At 63.3% G+C, this 18,415-nt stretch carries 20 protein-coding genes; 10 read left to right on the top strand and 10 right to left on the bottom strand.

What is annotated here, in order from left to right; all coding sequences use genetic code 11:
- Positions 1-68: 68 nt before the first annotated feature.
- Both NKJ90_RS13985 and hemC read right to left on the bottom strand, forming a co-directional pair.
- Positions 69-785 carry a uroporphyrinogen-III synthase gene (locus NKJ90_RS13985; RefSeq protein ID WP_023760926.1) on the bottom strand — a complete coding sequence of 239 codons (717 nt, stop codon included), beginning with the start codon at positions 783-785 and terminating at the stop codon, positions 69-71.
- 1 nt (position 786) lies between these two features.
- A complete protein-coding gene (gene hemC / locus NKJ90_RS13980) occupies positions 787-1,713 on the bottom strand; it encodes a hydroxymethylbilane synthase (protein ID WP_023760927.1) in 927 nt (308 codons plus the stop codon).
- 158 nt (positions 1,714-1,871) lie between these two features.
- Between hemC and tsaD the strand changes: the two genes are divergently transcribed.
- The 6 genes from tsaD to NKJ90_RS13950 are packed head-to-tail and all read left to right on the top strand — an operon-like array spanning position 1,872 to position 5,896.
- Positions 1,872-2,957 (top strand): tRNA (adenosine(37)-N6)-threonylcarbamoyltransferase complex transferase subunit TsaD, encoded by a 1,086-nt coding sequence (tsaD, locus tag NKJ90_RS13975; protein ID WP_198032259.1) that lies wholly within the window; start codon positions 1,872-1,874, stop codon positions 2,955-2,957.
- On the top strand, positions 2,954-3,976 hold the full coding sequence (locus NKJ90_RS13970; RefSeq protein WP_352486156.1) for an NAD(P)H-dependent glycerol-3-phosphate dehydrogenase: 1,023 nt from the start codon (positions 2,954-2,956) through the stop codon (positions 3,974-3,976). Before tsaD ends, NKJ90_RS13970 begins: the two co-directional genes overlap by 4 nt.
- A gap of 36 nt (positions 3,977-4,012) precedes the next feature.
- Positions 4,013-4,309, top strand: coding sequence for a YciI-like protein (locus tag NKJ90_RS13965; protein ID WP_023760930.1), 297 nt, complete (start codon positions 4,013-4,015; stop codon positions 4,307-4,309).
- 40 nt (positions 4,310-4,349) lie between these two features.
- Positions 4,350-4,775, top strand: a complete 426-nt coding sequence (locus tag NKJ90_RS13960; RefSeq protein WP_023760931.1) for an EVE domain-containing protein — start codon at positions 4,350-4,352, stop codon at positions 4,773-4,775.
- Between the two features lie 53 nt (positions 4,776-4,828).
- Positions 4,829-5,428, top strand: coding sequence for a class I SAM-dependent methyltransferase (locus NKJ90_RS13955; protein WP_245266795.1), 600 nt, complete (start codon positions 4,829-4,831; stop codon positions 5,426-5,428).
- Between the two features lie 51 nt (positions 5,429-5,479).
- A complete protein-coding gene (locus NKJ90_RS13950) occupies positions 5,480-5,896 on the top strand; it encodes a DUF1761 domain-containing protein (RefSeq protein ID WP_023760933.1) in 417 nt (138 codons plus the stop codon).
- 15 nt (positions 5,897-5,911) lie between these two features.
- On the opposite strand, the gene gcvA is transcribed toward NKJ90_RS13950, so the two are convergent.
- On the bottom strand, positions 5,912-6,832 hold the full coding sequence (gene gcvA / locus NKJ90_RS13945) for a transcriptional regulator GcvA (protein WP_023760934.1): 921 nt from the start codon (positions 6,830-6,832) through the stop codon (positions 5,912-5,914).
- A 130-nt stretch (positions 6,833-6,962) separates the two neighbouring features.
- Between gcvA and NKJ90_RS13940 the strand changes: the two genes are divergently transcribed.
- Entirely contained in the window at positions 6,963-7,223 is a 261-nt protein-coding gene (locus NKJ90_RS13940; RefSeq protein WP_023760935.1) for a hypothetical protein, read from the top strand.
- A 52-nt stretch (positions 7,224-7,275) separates the two neighbouring features.
- Here the strand turns inward: NKJ90_RS13940 and NKJ90_RS13935 are convergent, their stop codons facing one another.
- On the bottom strand, positions 7,276-7,812 hold the full coding sequence (locus NKJ90_RS13935) for a L,D-transpeptidase family protein (protein WP_198032260.1): 537 nt from the start codon (positions 7,810-7,812) through the stop codon (positions 7,276-7,278).
- A gap of 144 nt (positions 7,813-7,956) precedes the next feature.
- On the opposite strand from NKJ90_RS13935, the gene NKJ90_RS13930 reads away from it, so the two are divergent.
- The 3 genes from NKJ90_RS13930 to NKJ90_RS13920 all read left to right on the top strand — a co-directional run bounded on the left by NKJ90_RS13930 (position 7,957) and on the right by NKJ90_RS13920 (position 10,455).
- The gene (locus NKJ90_RS13930) at positions 7,957-8,640 is read left to right on the top strand and encodes a response regulator transcription factor (protein WP_023760937.1); all 684 of its coding nucleotides are present in this window, start codon (positions 7,957-7,959) and stop codon (positions 8,638-8,640) included.
- A gap of 121 nt (positions 8,641-8,761) precedes the next feature.
- On the top strand, positions 8,762-9,217 hold the full coding sequence (locus NKJ90_RS13925) for a cyclic nucleotide-binding domain-containing protein (protein ID WP_023760938.1): 456 nt from the start codon (positions 8,762-8,764) through the stop codon (positions 9,215-9,217).
- Positions 9,218-9,363: 146 nt separating this feature from the next.
- Positions 9,364-10,455 (top strand): glycosyltransferase family 9 protein, encoded by a 1,092-nt coding sequence (locus NKJ90_RS13920; protein WP_023760939.1) that lies wholly within the window; start codon positions 9,364-9,366, stop codon positions 10,453-10,455.
- 137 nt (positions 10,456-10,592) lie between these two features.
- Here the strand turns inward: NKJ90_RS13920 and NKJ90_RS13915 are convergent, their stop codons facing one another.
- The 6 genes from NKJ90_RS13915 to tesB all read right to left on the bottom strand — a co-directional run bounded on the left by NKJ90_RS13915 (position 10,593) and on the right by tesB (position 18,384).
- A complete protein-coding gene (locus NKJ90_RS13915) occupies positions 10,593-11,399 on the bottom strand; it encodes an exodeoxyribonuclease III (RefSeq protein WP_023760940.1) in 807 nt (268 codons plus the stop codon).
- Between the two features lie 167 nt (positions 11,400-11,566).
- Entirely contained in the window at positions 11,567-12,265 is a 699-nt protein-coding gene (locus tag NKJ90_RS13910; RefSeq protein ID WP_502904907.1) for an outer-membrane lipoprotein carrier protein LolA, read from the bottom strand.
- Positions 12,266-12,419: 154 nt separating this feature from the next.
- Positions 12,420-15,071, bottom strand: a complete 2,652-nt coding sequence (locus NKJ90_RS13905) for a DNA translocase FtsK (protein WP_023760942.1) — start codon at positions 15,069-15,071, stop codon at positions 12,420-12,422.
- A gap of 497 nt (positions 15,072-15,568) precedes the next feature.
- Positions 15,569-16,921 (bottom strand): ammonium transporter, encoded by a 1,353-nt coding sequence (locus NKJ90_RS13900; protein ID WP_023760943.1) that lies wholly within the window; start codon positions 16,919-16,921, stop codon positions 15,569-15,571.
- 31 nt (positions 16,922-16,952) lie between these two features.
- On the bottom strand, positions 16,953-17,291 hold the full coding sequence (locus NKJ90_RS13895; RefSeq protein WP_023760944.1) for a P-II family nitrogen regulator: 339 nt from the start codon (positions 17,289-17,291) through the stop codon (positions 16,953-16,955).
- A 217-nt stretch (positions 17,292-17,508) separates the two neighbouring features.
- On the bottom strand, positions 17,509-18,384 hold the full coding sequence (gene tesB, locus NKJ90_RS13890; protein ID WP_023760945.1) for an acyl-CoA thioesterase II: 876 nt from the start codon (positions 18,382-18,384) through the stop codon (positions 17,509-17,511).
- Positions 18,385-18,415 lie beyond the last annotated feature (31 nt).

Raw genomic sequence — 18,415 nt, 5'->3', positions numbered from 1 at the left:
CGCACGATAGTTCAAAAAGGGTCTAGCACATCACCAAGCGGTGAAAAGGGGCGGTGTGATGACGCGGCTCAGAGCCGCTCCTGCAAAAGCGCCAGCAGGGCTTCCTCGTCAGGCTGCGCGGCAATGCGGGTTCTTTCGCTTGCGATATCGTCGAGGGCTGCCGCGATGCGCGCCGAAAGCGCGAAAAACCATGTTTTCTCAAACAGCCCTTGCAGAGCGAGCCGGCTGGCCAGCACCTGGATCGCGGCAGCCGCCTTGGTTGAATAGAGCAGCACCGCGTCGACAGGTTGGCCTGCCAACATCGCAACAATGGCCTCGTCCGAATAACCCAATTGCAGGGTGTCATATGTCTCGACGGCATGGACCCGGACGCCCGCCGTCTGCAGCCTCTGTTCGAATGCCGGAAAGCGCACGCGCCCGCAGAGATAGGCAATCGTCTTGCCTGAGTGGTCGCCAGCAAGTCTGTCGGCGAGACCTTCGGCATTACCTGGGCCTTCACTGACAGACAAAAACCCCGCTTCGCGCGCGGCTTGCGCCGTCCTTTTGCCGACGGCATGGCAAGGCAACGCGGCGAACGCCGCGATGATTTCCTTCGGCGCATGGCGCACGGCATTGGCGCTGGTGACGGCCACGGCGACGGCATCGTCTGGAACCACTCCGCCATCGACCGGCAAAGCCACCGTTTCGGTCAAGGGCAACAGGATTGGCTGGAACCCTGTCTCCTTAAGTTGCCGCGCGGTGCGCGAGGCGCCCGGTTCCGGTCTCGTCACCAGGACGCGACGCATTTCAGAGCCAGCCGTCGAAGAACTTTTCGCCGGCTTTGGCCCGCACCGTCCGCGCGGCTTCATCGCCGATGCGGGCGGCGTCCTGCGCCGGTCCCTGCAGCTCGACCGTGTGCGACTGCGTGCCGTCGGGCGAGATGATCAGTCCGGCGAACGACAGTTTTCCGTCCTCGATCGTCGCATAACCAGCGATCGGCGTGCGGCAGGAACCGTCGAGCGCTGCCAGGAAGGCGCGTTCGCAGGCCAGCGCCTGGCCGGTCGGCACATCATGGATAGCCGCCAGCATCTTTTCGACATCGCGGTCGCCGATACGCGTTTCGATGCAGATCGCGCCTTGCCCCGGTGCCGGCGGGAAGATGTCGAGCGGTATCAGGTCGGTCACGACATGCTCGAGCCCAAGGCGCTTCAGCCCTGCATAAGCCAGGATGGTGCCGGCGGCGACGCCTTCGTCGAGCTTGCGCAGCCGCGTCTGCACGTTGCCGCGGAACATCACCACGTCGAGATCAGGCCGCATGCGGCGGATCAGCGCCTGCCGCCGCAGCGACGACGAGCCGACTTTCGCTCCCTGCGGCAGTTCGGCGATCGTCTTCGCCGCCTTGCCGACAAAGGCGTCGCGCGCGTCCTCGCGCGGCAGGAAGGCGGACAATTCGAGACCGTCGGGCAGCTGCGTCGGCATGTCCTTCGACGAGTGCACGGCGATGTCGATCCGGCCCGCCAGCAGCGCCTCCTCGATCTCCTTGGTGAACAGGCCCTTGCCGCCGGCTTCCGACAGCGGCCGATCCTGGATGCGGTCGCCGCTGGTCGAGATGACGACGATTTCGAACGCCTCTGCCGGCATGCCATGCGCGGCCATCAGTCGCGCCTGCGTTTCATGCGCCTGTGCCAGTGCTAGCGGACTGCCGCGTGTTCCGATTCTCAAGGTTGTTTGCATGGCGCGCGGTCCGTGATACCCCCCGGCCTTAGCATTTTGCAGCCAAGTGGAGCCACTTGGGGTCGCAGAAATGCGGCTAAAGTAACCGAGGCCTTTTCAGGCCCTTCTCCTAGCGGGGAAAGGCCTGACAGACAATCTCTTGGGATAGCGACGAATTGATCCGCGTTCTTGGCATAGAGACGAGTTGCGACGAAACCGCAGCCAGCGTCGTGGCGATAGACGGCGATGCCGCGCCAAAAATCCTGTCCAACATCGTGCTTAGCCAGATCGAGGAACATGCCGCATTCGGCGGCGTCGTGCCGGAGATCGCGGCCCGCGCCCATGTCGAGGCGCTGGACGGCATCATCGAGGCGGCGCTTGCCGATTCGGGCGTCGCGCTCGCCGACATCGATGCGATCGCCGCGACCGCCGGTCCTGGCCTGGTCGGCGGGCTGATCGTCGGGCTGATGACGGCCAAGGCGATCGCCGCGGCGGCCAACAAGCCGCTGATCGCCATCAACCATCTCGAAGGTCATGCCTTGACGGCACGGCTGACCGACGGGCTCGATTTTCCCTATCTGCTGCTGCTGGTCTCCGGCGGCCATACGCAGATCCTCGCCGTGCGTGGAGTCGGTGACTATCAGCGCTGGGCAACCACCATCGACGACGCGCTCGGCGAGGCCTTCGACAAGACGGCCAAGATGCTCGGCCTGCCCTATCCCGGCGGACCGAATGTCGAGAAGGCGGCACAGACCGGCAATGCCTCACGCTTTGTCTTTCCGCGTCCGATGAAGGGCTCGGCACAGCCCGATTTCTCCTTCTCCGGATTGAAGACCGCCGTGCGCCAGGCGGCGGCGGCGATTGAGCCCTTGAACGACCAGGATGTCGCCGACATCTGTGCCTCGTTCCAGGCGGCGGTCGCCGATGCGCTGGCCGACCGCGTTTCTCGCGCGTTGGCCCGCTTTCGAGAAACATTTCCCGCCACCAAGACTCCGGCGCTGGTCGTTGCCGGCGGCGTCGCCGCCAACCGTACTATCAAGGCGATGCTTGAGCGGCTCTGCGCCGAATCCGGCTTCACCTTCATTGCGCCGCCGCTAAAGCTTTGCACCGACAATGCGGCGATGATCGCCTGGGCTGGCATCGAGCGGCTGCGCCAAGGCATGGCGCAGGACAACGGCTTCGATTTCGTGCCGCGCTCGCGCTGGCCGCTGGACAGCATCTCGACCCCGATGGTCGGCTCCGGCCGGCGCGGAGCCAAGGCATGAACGAGGGGGCAATGAGCCGCAACGACACAGCGCCAACCGGCTGGCGCGTTGCCGTGCTCGGCGGCGGGGCCTGGGGCACTGCCTTGGCGCTGGCCATGCTGCGCGCCGGCCATTTCGTCCGCCTTTACGCGCGCGACCCGGAGACCGTCGCCGCGATCGACCGCGGCGAAAATCCACGCTATCTGCCGGGCATTATGCTCCAGGCCGGCATCGTGGCGACGAGCAACATCCAAGCCGCGCTCGACGGCGCCGATTGCGTGCTGGCGGTGACACCGGCGCAGTCGCTGCGGGCTACGCTGGCAGCAGCGAAGGACCATATGCCGGCCGGCAGCCCGCTCGTTCTCTGCGCCAAGGGCATCGAGCGCGATACAGGCGCCTTGCTGTCGGCAATCGTCGAAGAGATCCTGCCGCAAAATCCGGTCGCGGCCCTGTCGGGCCCAAGCTTCGCCACCGATGTCGCCCGCGGCCTGCCGACGGCCGTGGTCGTCGCCGCCCGCAACGAGACTCTCGCCGCCGATCTCGCAGCCCGCTTTTCGGCCGAGAACCTGCGCTGTTATTCGAATGACGACTTGATCGGCGTCGAAATCGGCGGCGCCTTGAAGAATGTCTTTGCCATCGCCGCAGGTGCTGTCACCGGCGCCGGTCTCGGCGCCAGCGCCCAGGCCGCCATGGTGACGCGCGGCTTTGTCGAACTGCGCCGCATCGGCGCCGCCTTCGGCGCGAGGCCTGAAACCTTGATGGGGCTTTCCGGCCTTGGCGACCTGCTGCTCACCTGCTCGTCCACCCAATCGCGCAATTTCGCCTATGGGCTGGCGCTCGGGCAAGGCAAGCCTCTTGCCGGGTTGCCGCTGGCCGAAGGCGTGCCGACGGCGGCGATCGCTGCCCGCATCGCCATAGAGCACAATATCGACGCGCCGATCATTGCCGCGGTCGCTGCCATACTGGACGGCGCTATCACCATCCGGCAGGCTGTGACGGCCTTGATGACCCGGCCGCTGAAGACCGAAACCAACGATTGATCCCACGACATCTATTCAACGACCAGGAGAGAGACCATGCTGTTTGCTGTGATTTGCAAGGACAAGCCGGGAAGTCTGCAGGTGCGCCTTGACACGCGGCCCGAGCATATCGCCTTCCTGGAAGGCCTGAATGGCGACAAGAAACTGGCTTTTGCCGGTCCGTTCCTTGACGCCGAAGGCAAGCCCAATGGCAGCCTCGTCGCCATCGAAGCGCCCGACATGGCGGGTGCACAGGCCCTTTCAGCCGCCGACCCCTACGCCAAGGCCGGCCTGTTCGAGAGCGTCGAAATTCGCCCGTGGAACTGGACGTTCAACAAGCCGCCGGCTAGTTAATTCCGATCGTCGGCGAGCGACCCTCAGGAGCAGAAAAGACATGAACTACTGGCTGTTCAAATCCGAACCTTCGGTCTTCTCCTTTGAGGCGCTGAAGGCCAAAGGCAAGGCCGGCACGCAATGGGATGGCGTGCGCAACTACGCCGCACGCAACAACATGAAGGCGATGCAGATCGGCGATCTCGGCTTCTTCTATCATTCCAACGATGGGTTGAACGTGGTCGGCATCGCCGAGGTCTGCGCGCTGGCCCATCCCGACACCACGTCGGATGATCCGCGCTGGGAATGCGTCGACATCCGCGCCGTCAGGGATGTGCCGAACCCGCCGACGCTGGAAGAGATCAAGGCCAATCCAAAGCTTGCGGACATGGCTCTGGTGCGGCTCGGGCGGCTTTCCGTGCAGCCGGTGACGCCGGCCGAATGGAAGGAAGTCTGCCGCATGGGCGGCTTGACACCGGCTCCGTGACGGCGCTGACGCCGAACAGCGCCAAACAATTCATTCTCGACAACACGGCGCTGATGGCGCCGCCGCACGCGCCGGAAATCCTGCTTCATCTTGCTGATGAAGCACATGAATTGTGGCAGCGGACCGAGGACGAGTTGGTCGAGATTGGCCTGCCGCCGCCCTTCTGGGCCTTTGCCTGGGCCGGCGGCCAAGGCCTTGCCCGCTATGTCCTGGACAATCCCGGCGCCGTGCGGGGCAAGCGCGTCCTCGACTTCGCCTCCGGCTCCGGCCTTGTCGCCATCGCCGCCGCCAAGGCCGGCGCTGCGAAGGTGATCGCAACTGACATCGATCCGTTCTGCGCGACCGCGATTTGTCTCAATGCCGAGGCCAACGACGTCATAATCGAATTCCTCGGCACGGATTGCATCGGCACCGATGCGGGATGGGACATGATCCTGGCCGGCGACGTTTTCTACGACAGATCCTTCGCCGACCGGCTGATGCCGTGGTTCTCAACCCTAGTGGCGCGCGGCGCCGAGATTCTTGTCGGCGACCCCGGCCGGTCGTATATGCCGAAGTCCGGGCTGGAACCCCTTGCGGTCTATGAAGTGGCCGTCACACGGGCTCTGGAGGATGCGCTGGTCAAGCGCACGACGGTCTGGCGCTTTGCTTGACGCCATCGCCGAACAGGCGTTCCATCATATCCGCATCTGGAGGGGGGACTCATGGATTTTTCAGCAGTGAACTGGCTGGCGGTGATCGCCGCCGCAATCGTGGCATGGCTGTTCGGCGCCGCCTGGTACATGGGCCTGAGCAAGCCATGGCTGAAAGCCGCCAAACTTGATCCGACCACGATGAAAAAATCGCCTCTGCCCTTCGTGATCAGCTTCGTCGCCGAACTGGTCATGGCGTACATATTGGCGCTTGTCGTCGGCGCGATAACGGGCGGCGAGCCGACATTGCTCGCCGGGCTGATCTTCGGCTTCGTGCTTTGGCTGGGCTTCGTCGCCACAACGCTCTCGGTCAACCATCGCTACGAGAATTTCGGCTGGGATCTGACCCTCATCGACGGCGGCCATTGGCTCGGCGTGCTGCTGATCATCGGCGCCGTGATCGGCTGGTTCGGCGCCGCGGCAGCCTGACAGTCTGCCGCAATCTCAGGTCCGCGTCTTGGCGACTTCCTCGAGAATCCAATCGCGAAAGGCGACGATACGCGGATCGTCGGCGGTACTCTCGGGATAGACCAGGAAATACGCGAACTCGGGCGCTACCCGCAGGCCGAGTTCAAAGGGCTGCACCAGCCTTCCCTGGGAAAGGTCGTTCGCCACCATGGCGAAATCGGCGAGCGCGACGGCATTGCCGTCGAGCGCCGCCTGGACGGCATCTGTAGAGTTTTTGAACACGACGGTTCGGCTGTCGTCGAAATCGTTGACACCGGCGGCCGCCATCCACATCCGCCAGTTCGGCCATGTCACGCCTTGTCGCGACCACTCGATATGGGCAAGCGTGTGGTTGAAAAGATCGCGCGGCTCGCGCAGCGGCGGACCGGAGGTCAACAGGCTCGGGCTGCACACCGGAATGAGGATGTTGTCGAACAGCCGGTGGGCGCGAAGTCCCGGGTATTTGCCGGCACCAAAGCGGATGCCGACATCGATGTCATCAAGTTCGAAATCCCGCAGTTCATAGGCGATGTCGAATCTCAGCTCGATATGGGGCTGATGCTTGCGAAAATGGTCGACGCGACGCATCAGCCATTTTGACGCGAACTGTGCGTCGAGCGTCACCTTCAAAAGGGCCGTACCGCGCGTCAGCTTATGCGCCCGCGAAACGGCCCGGCCTAGCAGGTCGAGCGCGTCGGTGGAGGCCTCGAACAGCACAGCGCCCGCCTCGGTCAGCCGGATGGTGCGGCTGGTGCGTGTAAAGAGCACCAGTCCGAGCTGATCCTCGATTTCCTTGATCTGGTGGCTGACGGCGGCTGGCGTCAGGCCCAGCTCATCGGCGGCGCGGGTGAAATTAAGGTGCCGGGCCGCTGCTTCCAGCGTCCTCAAGGCGCGAGTTCCGGGCAGCAGGCGGGTCATCTTATCCTCAAAGAAAACTTGATGATCCAGAGAAAACTACTCGTTTCTCACAGTAATTTCAATATGGCATGATCCAGCCATCGAAGCATTATCAAGCCGGACTTGATGCCCGGAGAGAACGGATCACCCCATGTCCATCATCGCTTTGAATTCATCGACACGCCGTCCGGCCTGGCTGACGGAGGCCCTTGACTGGCTGCGCCATGCCCGGGTCGCGATCAATCTCCCGCACCAGAACGTCGAAGACCTGTCGGATCGGCAGCTGCGCGACGTCGGCGCCAGGCGCAAGGACGTTGCACGCGCCATGGACCGCGAAATGGGCCGCCTCGGCCTTCTCGACATCGGCTGGCAAAGGAATAAGGAGACAGGCAGTAAAGGAATAGGGGGCTAAAGCGCGCCGACGCGCATCCACTCCCTACTCCCTACTCCCTACTCCCTACTCCCTACCTCACCACCCTCACCACCGTCCGATCCGACAGCAGCGGCAAAAGCCGCGCCATGGTTCGCGCCGTCACCGCCACGCAGCCTTGCGTCGGCGTGAAGCCGGGGCGCGCCAGGTGGAAGAAGATAGCGCTGCCGCGGCCGCGCCGGCGTGGCGCCACGTTCCAGTCGAGCACCAGGCAGGCATCGTAGAGCCGGTCGTCGCGCCGCATGCGTTCGTGGCTGGCACCATAGGGGATCTTGACCGGCCTGTTGTAATTGCGGTCGTCAGGCACTTCGCACCAGCCCAGATCAGGCCCGATCGGCGTCATCGTCAGACGGGTCTTGCGGCCGCTGGAGAACTGATCTCCCCGGAAATATCCCGACAGGATCCGCATCGAGGCCAGCGGCGTGGCGCCGTCGCCTTCGCGCTTGTCGGCCGAGATACCGCCGCCCCCCAGCGCGCACGCAAACACCGTTTTGCCGGCCTGCAGCAGGCCCTGGCTTGGATGGCCGGGCCTGGCCCGCACGGTCAGCACGCGCAGCCCTTTTCGCAAAATTGCGCCGGCTGCATTGCGATCGTGTTTTTTCTTGTATGATCGTGCCACGGAACAAATCACTGTGATCGGCTGTTGTGCCGGTCAGCTTCCGCATAAACAGGCAGCGGTCAACTGAATTTTCTTTTCAAAACAACGGATTGATCCATGACTTCACGCACCATTCTAATCGTCGATGACGATGACGACCTGCGCGGCACCCTGGTCGAGCAATTGTCCCTTTACGAGGAATTCGACGTGCTGCAGGAATCGACTGCCGCAAAAGGTGTCGCCACTGCGCGCGGCGGCCTCATCGATCTGCTTATCATGGATGTCGGGCTGCCCGACATGGATGGCCGCGAAGCGGTAAAGATCCTGCGCAAGGGCGGCTACAAGGCGCCCATCATCATGCTCACCGGCCACGACACCGATTCGGATACGATCCTTGGCCTCGAAGCCGGCGCCAACGACTATGTGACGAAGCCGTTCCGTTTCGCTGTGCTGCTCGCGCGCATTCGCGCGCAATTGCGCCAGCATGAGCAGAGCGAGGACGCCACTTTCTCGGTTGGGCCTTACACCTTCAAGCCCAGCCAGAAACTGCTGATCGACCCGCGCGGCGGCAAGGTGCGGCTGACGGAGAAAGAGGCCTCGATCATCAAATATCTCTATCGCGCCGACCAGAAGGTGGTGACGCGCGACGTGCTGCTCGAGGAAGTGTGGGGCTACAATTCCGGCGTCACTACGCACACGCTGGAAACTCATGTCTACCGGCTACGCCAGAAGATCGAGCGCGATCCTTCCAATGCGGAAATTCTTGTGACAGAAAGCGGTGGCTACAAGCTGGTTCCTTAAACATTTCATTATCCAATGAGCGGTCTGGGCGGGACTGCTGTCGGGTGCGATCCTGTCGGAGGGGGATTCAGGATCGACTCGTGAAGGAGGGATTGGACTGACCGTTCGGGGACACAGCTAGATGGCGCTGGATGACGACATCCGCATCCTGTCCGCCGTGAGGCTCTTCGAGGGCTTCACGCAGGAACAATTGCGCCTGCTCGCCTTTGGCGCCGAGAACACCAGGCTGCTTGCCAACCACAAGCTTTACCGCGAGGACGACGAGGCCGATTCGGCCTATATCGTGGTCAGCGGGCGTATCGTCCTCTATCGGGAGCAGGATGGCGAACGCATCCCGATCGGCACCGCCGGCCCCGGCACGATCCTGAGCGAACTGGCCTTGATCGCCGACACCAATCGGCTGACCAGCGCATCGGCCGAAATCGATTCCGAAGTGATCCGGCTCAGCCGCAAGATGTTCCGCCGTATCCTGGAGGAATATCCCGAAGTGGCGGTTCAGTTGCACCAGCGAATCCTGGAGGATTTCCAGGCGATGATCCGCCGCATCGAAGAGCTGGCGCCACGCTTCTCCGGCTGAGATGGAGGCGCAGATATACGGGCTGACCGTACTGCCGCCCGGACCTGAGGGTTCCGTTGACAGGCAACAGGTGAAATCCTACAGAACCCCTCGAAGGCGGGCGGCCTAACAGGCACCGCCACCACCAGGTTCCTGGGGAGCGAGGCATGCTGCCAGCTCGGTATGAGACGATCATCCTGTATGCCCGCAACGACGCGTTCGGCGACGGATTGATCCGGATTCCGGCTTTGCGCGCCGCCAGAACCGCGTTCCCCGATAGTTTTATCGTCTACGGAACCACCGGCTCGTCGTCCCTTGAACATGTCCTCGATCGCCATGCCGGCCACTTGGTCGATGCGATCAATGTACGGACGCCTCTGGCGCATCTCGTCGCCAGCCACCGCAAGGGCAAGGGGCGATTGGCCGTTGTCGATTTCCGCATCTCGGCGCGTTGGCTGCTCCAGGCCTCGGCGTCGCTGCTCGGCCGCGGGATCGCCTATGAAGCGAACTTTCCGGGTTTCGCTCTTTCCTGGCGCCCTGGCCAAAGGTCGGAAGCACGACCCGAGCACAATGCATGGCGTTACCACCGCCTCATCGAGCGACTTGCGGGGAAACGGTTGCCTTTCGACCATCGGCTGGAGCCCACCCCGGCCGCGCGGGCGGCGGCCAGGAGCCTGGCGGAGGGCAAGCATGCTCCCTTGATCGTTGTCGCGGCGCATGGCGACGGCGGCAAACGCATGACGGCGGATCAGGTTGTCGCTATCTCCGACAGCTTGATCGCCGACGGGGCAAATCTTCTCTATGTGAAAACCCCGGGGGACGGCCCTGATGTGGCAGAACTGGCCCAACGCGTGCCGAAGCTGCAACTTGTCGATTCCAGCACGGTCGAGGGTGTCGATGTCAGCGATCTTCTGCTGGCGCTCGGAGAGTTTGCCGATCTTTACATTGGCGCCGAAGGCGGTACGGCACATCTCATGGCGACCGTGATGACGCCGATGGTCATCGTCAGTGGCGGCGCCAATATGGCCCGTTGGAGGCCGCTTTCCAATTGCGTGGACGTGATCGAGTCCCGCCACGCAAGTCCAACCGGCCTGGTCGCCAATGTCCCGGCGCCGAAAATTATCGAGGCGGCCCAGCGGATGCTGGCGACGCGCCACCGCGACCACCCCTACCTGCTGGATCACGCGGCAGGCGTATCAGCGCCGCAATTTCGGGACAACGACACGCGCAAGGACAAAGACTTGAAGCGCGTCGTTTGAATCCGTCTGGCGCGCTTTGGGGTGTGTTTGAGATTCAGATCAGGCCGCGTCGAAAAAGGCGGGTTCCGAGTGAAAGCACCGGTAGTACAGGAGGCCGTCATTTGCAGTCCGGCGGCCTCACTTGAATATAGACACACCTAATCCAGATCGAACCGCGCGATGACAGGCACATGGTCCGACGGGCGCTCCCAGCCGCGCGCCAGGCGCAGGATCTCGTAGCCGGAAAAGCTGGGCACCAGATTTGGCGACGACCAGACATGGTCGAGCCGGCGGCCGCGGTTAGACGCTTCCCAATCCTGCGCTCGGTAGCTCCACCAGGTGTAGAGCTTCTGCTCATGCGGCACGTTGAGCCGCATCAGGTCGACCCAGTTGCCGGCGAGGCGCATCGCCTCGAAATTTTCCGTCTCGACCGGCGTGTGGCTGACGACGTTGAGCAGTTGCTTGTGCGACCAGACGTCGTGTTCGAGCGGGGCGATGTTGAGGTCGCCGACCAGCACCGAGCCGGACACCTCGTCATGCTCGGCCCGGATGGCATTCATCTCGGCGACGAAATCGAGTTTGTGCTTGAACTTCCTGTTGATGACGGGATCCGGTTCGTCGCCACCGGCCGGAACGTAGAAATTGTGCAGCAGGATCGCCTTGCCGCCGGCCCGCACCGTCACCGAGAGGTGCCGGCTGTCCTCGATCTCGCAAAAGCGTCGCTTCTCGACCACCTCGATCGGCCGCCGCGCCACCGTCGCGACGCCGTGATAGCCCTTCTGGCCATGGAAGGCGATGTGCTCGTAGCCGAGCTTGCGGAAGGCTTTTTCGGGAAACAGCTCGTCCGGAACCTTGGTTTCCTGCAGGCAGAGCACGTCAGGCGCATGCTCGACGAGCAGGCGTTCGACGATCGGCATGCGCAGCCGAACGGAGTTGATGTTCCAGGTGGCGATGGAAAAGGGCATTGGCAATCCAGGACAGCGTGCAACCGGCCAGAACCGATGGGTCCCGGCGGGGAAGACGCCTTTTGACGGAGTCAGCCCGGGAAATTGCCAGCCGCGGGCGGCAAAGACAAGCCGGGCAACGCCCGACGAGGCCCGGCCCGCTGCTTTCCACAGCTATAACGACAGGCTTAGCGCGGCTTGTTGGTGTTGAGCTCGCGGTTCGCCGTGTAGTCGATGGCAAAAGTGTCAGGCGCGAAGCTGACGCCTTCCTTGGTGTTGAAGATCATCACCGTCGTATCCTTGCCCTGCGCGTCGGTGATCGTCCACTGGCGCAAATCGAAGGTTTTCGGATCGAACATCATGGTGATCTTCGAATTGCCGAACACCGATTTGTCGGCGAGCTGGATGGTAGTAAGGTCATCCTCCTGCTTGACGCTTTTGACCCGGTCGCCGGAGAGGTCGATCCTGTCGTCGAGCAGCAGCTTCAAAGGCGTCTTCGACAGCGGATAGAGATCTGACGTGTTGAGCTTCTTGTTCAGGATGACCACCGACTTGCCGTCTGAAATCACCCGGAAGTTTGAAGAGCCATCATAGTTGAAGCGGATCTTGCCGGGCCGTTCGAGGAAGAACTTGCCGCCTGTCTGCTCGCCCTTGGGGCCGAACTGCACGAATTCGCCGCTCATCGATTTGACCGAGGAAAAATGATCGGCGATCTTCTGTGCCGCGGCCGGCACGGCCGCCTGCGCCGAGGCCAGCACCTGGAAGCCGGGCACCGCGTTGAAGGCTGCCGCCCCTGCAATCGCCAGGCCGAGGCCCAGCAACTGACGCCGTGAGGGAGCAACTTTGCCGGGCGCTGAAGGATCATTTCTCATGTCGGTCACTCTCATCTGATTCCTGAGTTGTTCTGTGCTTGGACCGCCAGTTAGGCTGAAATTTGGCGGGTCAAGCGTCCCTCAGTCGGTTCAACGCCTTGAAACGTTCCAGGTTGCCGGACCGGCTGTCACAAGCGTCAGGCCTTCTCGTCAGAATCAGGCCTTCTCGTCAGAACTTGTCGTCTTCGGTCGGCACCAGGATCTCGCGCTTGCCGGCATGGTTGGCCGGGCCGACGATGCCCTCCTTCTCCATCTTCTCGATGATCGAGGCGGCGCGGTTGTAGCCGATGCCCAGCCGGCGCTGGATATAGCTGGTCGAGGCCTTGCCGTCGCGCAGCACAACGGAAACCGCCTGATCGTAAGGATCGTCGGAATCCTCGAAATTGCCGTTGCCGCCACCGCCGCCTGAACCGCCCTTGCCGGACGGCTCGTCGTCGTCCTCGCCGTCGTCCTCGGTGATGGCGTCTAGATATTCCGGCACGCCCTGCAGCTTCAGATGCGCGACGATCTTCTCGACCTCTTCGTCGGCGACGAAGGGGCCGTGCACGCGCTGGATACGGCCGCCGCCGGCCATGTAGAGCATGTCGCCCATGCCGAGCAGCTGCTCGGCGCCCTGTTCGCCCAGAATGGTGCGGCTGTCGATCTTCGACGTCACCTGGAAGGAGATGCGGGTCGGGAAATTGGCCTTGATGGTGCCGGTAATGACGTCGACCGACGGACGCTGCGTGGCCATGATGACATGGATGCCGGCGGCGCGCGCCATCTGCGCCAGGCGCTGCACCGCACCCTCGATGTCCTTGCCGGCGACCATCATCAGGTCGGCCATCTCGTCGATGATGACGACGATATAGGGCATTGGCTCGAGATCGAGATTCTCGGTCTCGTAGATCGCCTCGCCGGTCTGGCGGTCGAAGCCGGTCTGCACGGTGCGTGAGATCTTTTCGCCCTTCTTGTCCGCCTGGCTGACGCGGGCATTGAAGCCGTCGATGTTGCGCACGCCGACCTTGGACATCTTGCGGTAGCGGTCCTCCATCTCGCGCACGGTCCATTTCAGCGCCACCACAGCCTTCTTCGGATCGGTAACAACCGGCGTGAGCAGGTGCGGGATGCCGTCATAGACCGAGAGTTCCAGCATCTTCGGATCGATCATGATCAGCCGGCAATCCTGCGGCGTCAGCCGGTAGAGCAGCGACAGGATCATGGTGTTGATGGCGACCGATTTGCCCGAGCCGGTGGTGCCGGCGACCAGCACGTGCGGCATCTTGGCGATGTCGACGATGACCGCCTCGCCATTGATGGTCTTGCCCAGCGCCAGCGCCAGCTTGGCCTTCGTCGTCTCGAAATCACGGCTGGCCAGAATCTCCCTGAGATAGACGGTCTCGCGCTTGGCGTTCGGCAGTTCGATGCCGATGGCATTGCGGCCGGGCACCACGGCGACGCGGCAGGCGATGGCGCTCATCGAGCGGGCGATGTCGTCGGACAGGCCGATAACCCGCGACGATTTGATGCCAGGCGCCGGTTCGAGTTCATAGAGAGTGACCACCGGACCGGGACGGACGGCGATGATCTCGCCCTTGACGCCGAAATCCTCCAGCACGCCTTCGAGCAGGCGCGCATTCTGCTCCAGCGCGTCCTTCGACAGGCTGGCGTCGCGCACCACGTTCTTCGGTTCCGACAGGAAGTGCAGCGACGGCATTTCGAATTTTTCCGAGCCGATCAGCGATGTCTGCGCCTCCCGCTGGACACGGGCGCCGGGAGCCGGACGCGGTGCCGGTGCCTCGACGCGGGTGGCGGCATCGGAGCGGAACGGCTGGACCTTGGTGGTGCCGCGCCTGATGGGCTCCTGTTCCGGCCCGAAATCCAGATCGTCGTCGGCTTCGAAAATATCGGCATCGTCGGGGTCGAGCGAGACGCTGCGGTCATTGACCATGGCGGCGAAGAATTCGGGCTCGACGCGGGCGCGGCCAGCCTGGCTCATCCGCGTTTCAGCGAACTCAGCCGATTCGACCCGTTCGGCGGCGCGCCGCCAGGCGGTGGAGCGCTGTTCCATCTCCGGCTCGTACTCGTCACGCTCCTGCCTTCGGCGCGCGGCGCGGCGGTGCATCCACGCGCGGAACGAGAGCCACCAATGAGTAATTGCCCCGAGCGCCAGGATACCCTCGTCGCCTTCGTCCTCATCATTGTCGAACAAAAGGTCGTCCTCGCGCGGATCAGCGGGCTCGTCCTCCATGACGGCAAATCCGTTCTTGCGTCCGATCAGCGCCGACCCATGGGCAAAGAGCCACAGCGCGGGTGCGGCCAGCAGGATGGCGATGATGCTGGCGATAAGCCCGGTCGGATAGCCGCCGATGACGACGCTGGGGATCTTCAGCACCATGTCGCCAAACACGCCGCCGAGGCCGGTAGGGAGCGGCCAGGTCTTGGGCGGCACCACACAACCGGCCATTGCCGCGGCCAACAGCGCGAAGCCGAACCAGGACAGCCCGCGCTTGGGCAGCCTGTCGATGCCGCGCGCGGAAAACAGCAGGAACCCCCAGATCACCGTCGGAACCAGCGCTGCGACGGCGGCGAGGCCGAAGAACTGCATGGCCAGATCGGAGAACACGGCACCCGCATAGCCCATGGCGTTGGTGACGGTGTTGTTCGTCGCGTGGGAGAAGCTCGGATCGGCGACGTTCCACGTGGCAAGGCTGGCGACCCCAAAGGCGGTGAGCGCGAACAGCCCAGCGCCGACCATCCGCCCGACCTGACGCCGCGCGAAGGCTTGGATGCCGTGCCCCGTATCGGCCAGCGCGAGCGGTGCTGAGGCCCCTGAACGCATGCTCTTCCCCGTCTGTCATGGACTCGCCAGGTGCGTGGCGCACTCCGGCAGATTCGGGTCTCAGACTATCGGTGGGAAGGTTAAAGGCGCATTAACTATAAGGGGTTGAGGTGATCAAACCTCGTTACCACCGGTTGAGCCGCTTGGAATGCATGCAGCAGTGCCTTTGAGGCGCTGGCAAACACCATGATGGACGACGGAGCTGGCAGATAGACCTGCCGCGGAACGAGACAATAGCGGGCCTGCGTGCCCGCCATTGTCCGTTTTTGGCAACAAAAGATCGGGCTGGGGCCCGGCAGGTCAGTTGGCGCCACCGAGCGCCTGCAGGTTTGCGCAGAATTCGGCGTGCGGCTTGCTCATCGCCGCATCCTGGCAAAAAAGAGGCCCGGAAATTATCCGGGCCTCAATGCGTGAACTCCTTTCGAGAGTGTCACGACGGGATGGTTTGGGGGGCCGGCGGGAGGAGGTTCCACCGGCCCCGTGAGGCGGAGCTGGCCTTACGGCACCACTTCGCCATGCTGGGAGATGTCGAGGCCTTCGACCTCTTCCTGGGTCGTCGGACGCAGGCCGACCAGCGCCTTGACGATGTAGAGGATCACGAAGGTTGCAATCCCCGTCCACACGATGGTGACGGCGACGCCGTAGATCTGCTTGCCGAGCGAAGCGCCTGCACCGAGGCTGTTGATCGCCGGATCGGCGAGAACACCGGTGAGCAGAGCGCCGATGACACCGCCGACGCCATGCACGCCGAAGGCATCAAGCGAGTCGTCATAGCCGAACATGTGCTTGACCTTGACCGCCGAGAGGTAGCAGACGACGCCCGCAACGATGCCGACGATGAAGGCGCCGGTCGGGTTGACGAAGCCGGAGGCAGGTGTCACCGCGACCAGGCCGGCGACGGCGCCGGAGATAATGCCGAGCACCGAAGGCTTCTTGGCGACGATCCATTCGGCGAACATCCAGGCGAGTGCCGCGGCTGCGGTCGCAACCTGGGTGTTGAGCATGGCAGCGCCGGCGAGGCCGTCGGCGGCCAGTTCCGAACCGGCGTTGAAGCCGAACCAGCCGACCCACAGCAGCGAAGCGCCGATCACCGAATAGACCAGGTTGTGCGGCGCCATGTTGGTGGCGCCGTAGCCTTCACGCTTGCCGAGAACCAGCGCGCAGACGAGACCCGCGACACCGGCGTTGATGTGGACGACCGTGCCGCCGGCAAAGTCGAGCACGCCGGCCGTGCCGAGGAAGCCGCCACCCCAGACCCAATGCGCGATCGGCACGTAGATGACCAGCAGCCACAGCGCCATGAAGATCAGCAGCGCCGAGAACTTGAAGCGTTCGGCGAAGGCGCCGGCAATCAGCGCCGGAGTGATGATGGCGAAGGTCATCTGGAACATCGAGAACACGAATTCAGGAATATTCGCGACGCCCGGCAGCCACAGCGAGGCAGTGGTGATGCCGTGATGGAAGAATTTCGAGGTGCCGCCGAGATAGCTGTTCATGCCGCCGCCGTCGGAAAAGGCCAGCGAATAGCCGAACATGAACCACAGCACCGTCACCAGGCAGGTGATGGCAAAGCTCTGCATGATGGTGGCGAGCACGTTCTTCTTGCGCACCATGCCGCCGTAAAACAGCGCCAGGCCCGGGATGGTCATCATCAGCACGAGCGCCGTCGAGGTCAGCATCCAGGCGGTATTGCCGGTGTCGAGCACCGGGGTTGGGGCAGCCGGTGCAGCCGCTGCCGCGGCAGGAGCCGCTTCCTGCGCGAAGGCGGCGACCGTGCCCAATGCTGCGAGAGCGAGCGAACCCAAAAGGGCGGCCCGTCCCGTCGTCTTCAAGGTAGAAGGAATATTCATTGAACTCTCCATTGGAATACGTGATCGCCGCTCAGAGCGCGTCGGTGTCTGTTTCGCCGGTGCGGATGCGCACCGCCTGATCGATGCCGAAAACGAAGATCTTGCCGTCGCCGATCTGGCCGGTCTTGGCGGCTGAGGTGATGGCTTCGACGGCCTTGTCGACCATGTCGGCACTGACCGCGACTTCGATCTTGATCTTCGGCAGGAAGCTGACCGCGTATTCCGCCCCGCGATAGATTTCCGTGTGCCCTTTCTGACGCCCGTAGCCTTTGACTTCGGTGACGGTCAGGCCCTGGATGCCGACGGCGGTAAGCGCTTCGCGGACCTCGTCGAGCTTGAACGGCTTGATGATTGCCATCACGATTTTCATAAGGTTGCACCCTTTGCTGTTGCGGTCCCCCGCGTTTGCACGACTTCACCGATCCTAAAGAGCCGGAGAGTGCCCACGTGGATTCAAGCTCCGTGCCAAGTGCCGAAGCAGGGTGTTAACCCGTTGTAAACAAAGGGATGAAGGCGGCCGAAGCCGTGAGGTGCCCGCAACAACGGCAAAGCATCTGCTTAAAAACTATGCAATTTTCGAAAAATGCCTACTCTGTAGGCGGTCGCTTGAGCCGGATCAGCCCTTCCTGCGCAACCGAGGCAATCAACGTGCCGTCGCGGGCAAACAGCGACCCGCGCGTGAAGCCGCGCGAGCCCTGTGTCGACGGGCTGTCCTGCGTGTAGAGCATCCAATCGTCGAGCGCATGGCTGCGGTGGAACCACATGGCATGGTCGAGGCTCGCCGCCTGGATATCGCGGTCGAAAATGGCGCGGCCATGCGCAAAGGTCGAGGTGTCGAGCAGCGTCATGTCTGAGAGATAGGCGAGCACCGCCGCCTGGATGGCGCGATCCGCCGGAACCGGACCGGTGGTGCGGATCCAGATGTTCTGCTTCGGCTCCAACTTTTCGCGGCTCGTGTAATGCTTCAGCATCACCGGCTTCATCTCGATCGGCCGGTCGCGCTCCCAATAGCGTTTGATGCCTTCGGGCACCGCCTCGCCGAACTTGCCCAGCAACTCGCGCTGTGACAGCAACGTGTCGGGTCCGGCAACGTCCTGCGGCATCGGCACCTGGTGTTCGAGACCGACCTCATCCTGCTGGAACGACGCCTCCAGCGAAAAGATCGCCTGGCCGTGCTGGATCGCCACCACGCGCCGCGTGGTGAAGGAGCCGCCGTCGCGGATGCGGTCGACCTCGTACACGATCGGCACCTTGGTGTCGCCGGGCCGCATGAAATAGCCATGCAGCGAATGCACGTGACGATCAGGGTCGACGGTTCGCTGCGCCGCGACCAGCGCCTGGGCGATGGTCTGGCCGCCGAAGACGCGCTGCCAGTCGAGCAAGGGACTGCGACCACGATACAGATTGTGTTCCAGCTTCTCGAGGTCGAGAATGCCGAGAAGCTCGTCCATGGCGGCCGTCATATTTCGCGCCCTCGCAGCAGAAGTGTTATGG

This window comes from Mesorhizobium sp. M0051 (genome assembly GCF_040323235.1).
Taxonomy (GTDB): domain Bacteria; phylum Pseudomonadota; class Alphaproteobacteria; order Rhizobiales; family Rhizobiaceae; genus Mesorhizobium.
The sequence above is the reverse complement of the archived record's forward strand: the minus strand, read 5'-3'. Positions and strand labels throughout refer to the sequence as shown.

Excerpts from the sequence above, each read along its gene's own strand:
- NKJ90_RS13985 (WP_023760926.1), bottom strand. The coding sequence starts at position 785 with ATGCGTCGCGTCCTGGTGACGAGACCGGAACCGGGCGCCTCGCGCACC.
- hemC (WP_023760927.1), bottom strand. The coding sequence starts at position 1,713 with ATGCAAACAACCTTGAGAATCGGAACACGCGGCAGTCCGCTAGCACTG.
- NKJ90_RS13970 (WP_352486156.1), top strand. The coding sequence starts at position 2,954 with ATGAACGAGGGGGCAATGAGCCGCAACGACACAGCGCCAACCGGCTGG.
- NKJ90_RS13965 (WP_023760930.1), top strand. The coding sequence starts at position 4,013 with ATGCTGTTTGCTGTGATTTGCAAGGACAAGCCGGGAAGTCTGCAGGTG.
- NKJ90_RS13960 (WP_023760931.1), top strand. The coding sequence starts at position 4,350 with ATGAACTACTGGCTGTTCAAATCCGAACCTTCGGTCTTCTCCTTTGAG.
- NKJ90_RS13955 (WP_245266795.1), top strand. The coding sequence starts at position 4,829 with ATGGCGCCGCCGCACGCGCCGGAAATCCTGCTTCATCTTGCTGATGAA.
- NKJ90_RS13950 (WP_023760933.1), top strand. The coding sequence starts at position 5,480 with ATGGATTTTTCAGCAGTGAACTGGCTGGCGGTGATCGCCGCCGCAATC.
- gcvA (WP_023760934.1), bottom strand. The coding sequence starts at position 6,832 with ATGACCCGCCTGCTGCCCGGAACTCGCGCCTTGAGGACGCTGGAAGCA.
- NKJ90_RS13940 (WP_023760935.1), top strand. The coding sequence starts at position 6,963 with ATGTCCATCATCGCTTTGAATTCATCGACACGCCGTCCGGCCTGGCTG.
- NKJ90_RS13930 (WP_023760937.1), top strand. The coding sequence starts at position 7,957 with ATGACTTCACGCACCATTCTAATCGTCGATGACGATGACGACCTGCGC.
- NKJ90_RS13925 (WP_023760938.1), top strand. The coding sequence starts at position 8,762 with ATGGCGCTGGATGACGACATCCGCATCCTGTCCGCCGTGAGGCTCTTC.
- NKJ90_RS13920 (WP_023760939.1), top strand. The coding sequence starts at position 9,364 with ATGCTGCCAGCTCGGTATGAGACGATCATCCTGTATGCCCGCAACGAC.
- NKJ90_RS13915 (WP_023760940.1), bottom strand. The coding sequence starts at position 11,399 with ATGCCCTTTTCCATCGCCACCTGGAACATCAACTCCGTTCGGCTGCGC.
- NKJ90_RS13910 (WP_502904907.1), bottom strand. The coding sequence starts at position 12,265 with ATGAGAGTGACCGACATGAGAAATGATCCTTCAGCGCCCGGCAAAGTT.
- NKJ90_RS13905 (WP_023760942.1), bottom strand. The coding sequence starts at position 15,071 with ATGCGTTCAGGGGCCTCAGCACCGCTCGCGCTGGCCGATACGGGGCAC.
- NKJ90_RS13900 (WP_023760943.1), bottom strand. The coding sequence starts at position 16,921 with ATGAATATTCCTTCTACCTTGAAGACGACGGGACGGGCCGCCCTTTTG.
- NKJ90_RS13895 (WP_023760944.1), bottom strand. The coding sequence starts at position 17,291 with ATGAAAATCGTGATGGCAATCATCAAGCCGTTCAAGCTCGACGAGGTC.
- tesB (WP_023760945.1), bottom strand. The coding sequence starts at position 18,384 with ATGACGGCCGCCATGGACGAGCTTCTCGGCATTCTCGACCTCGAGAAG.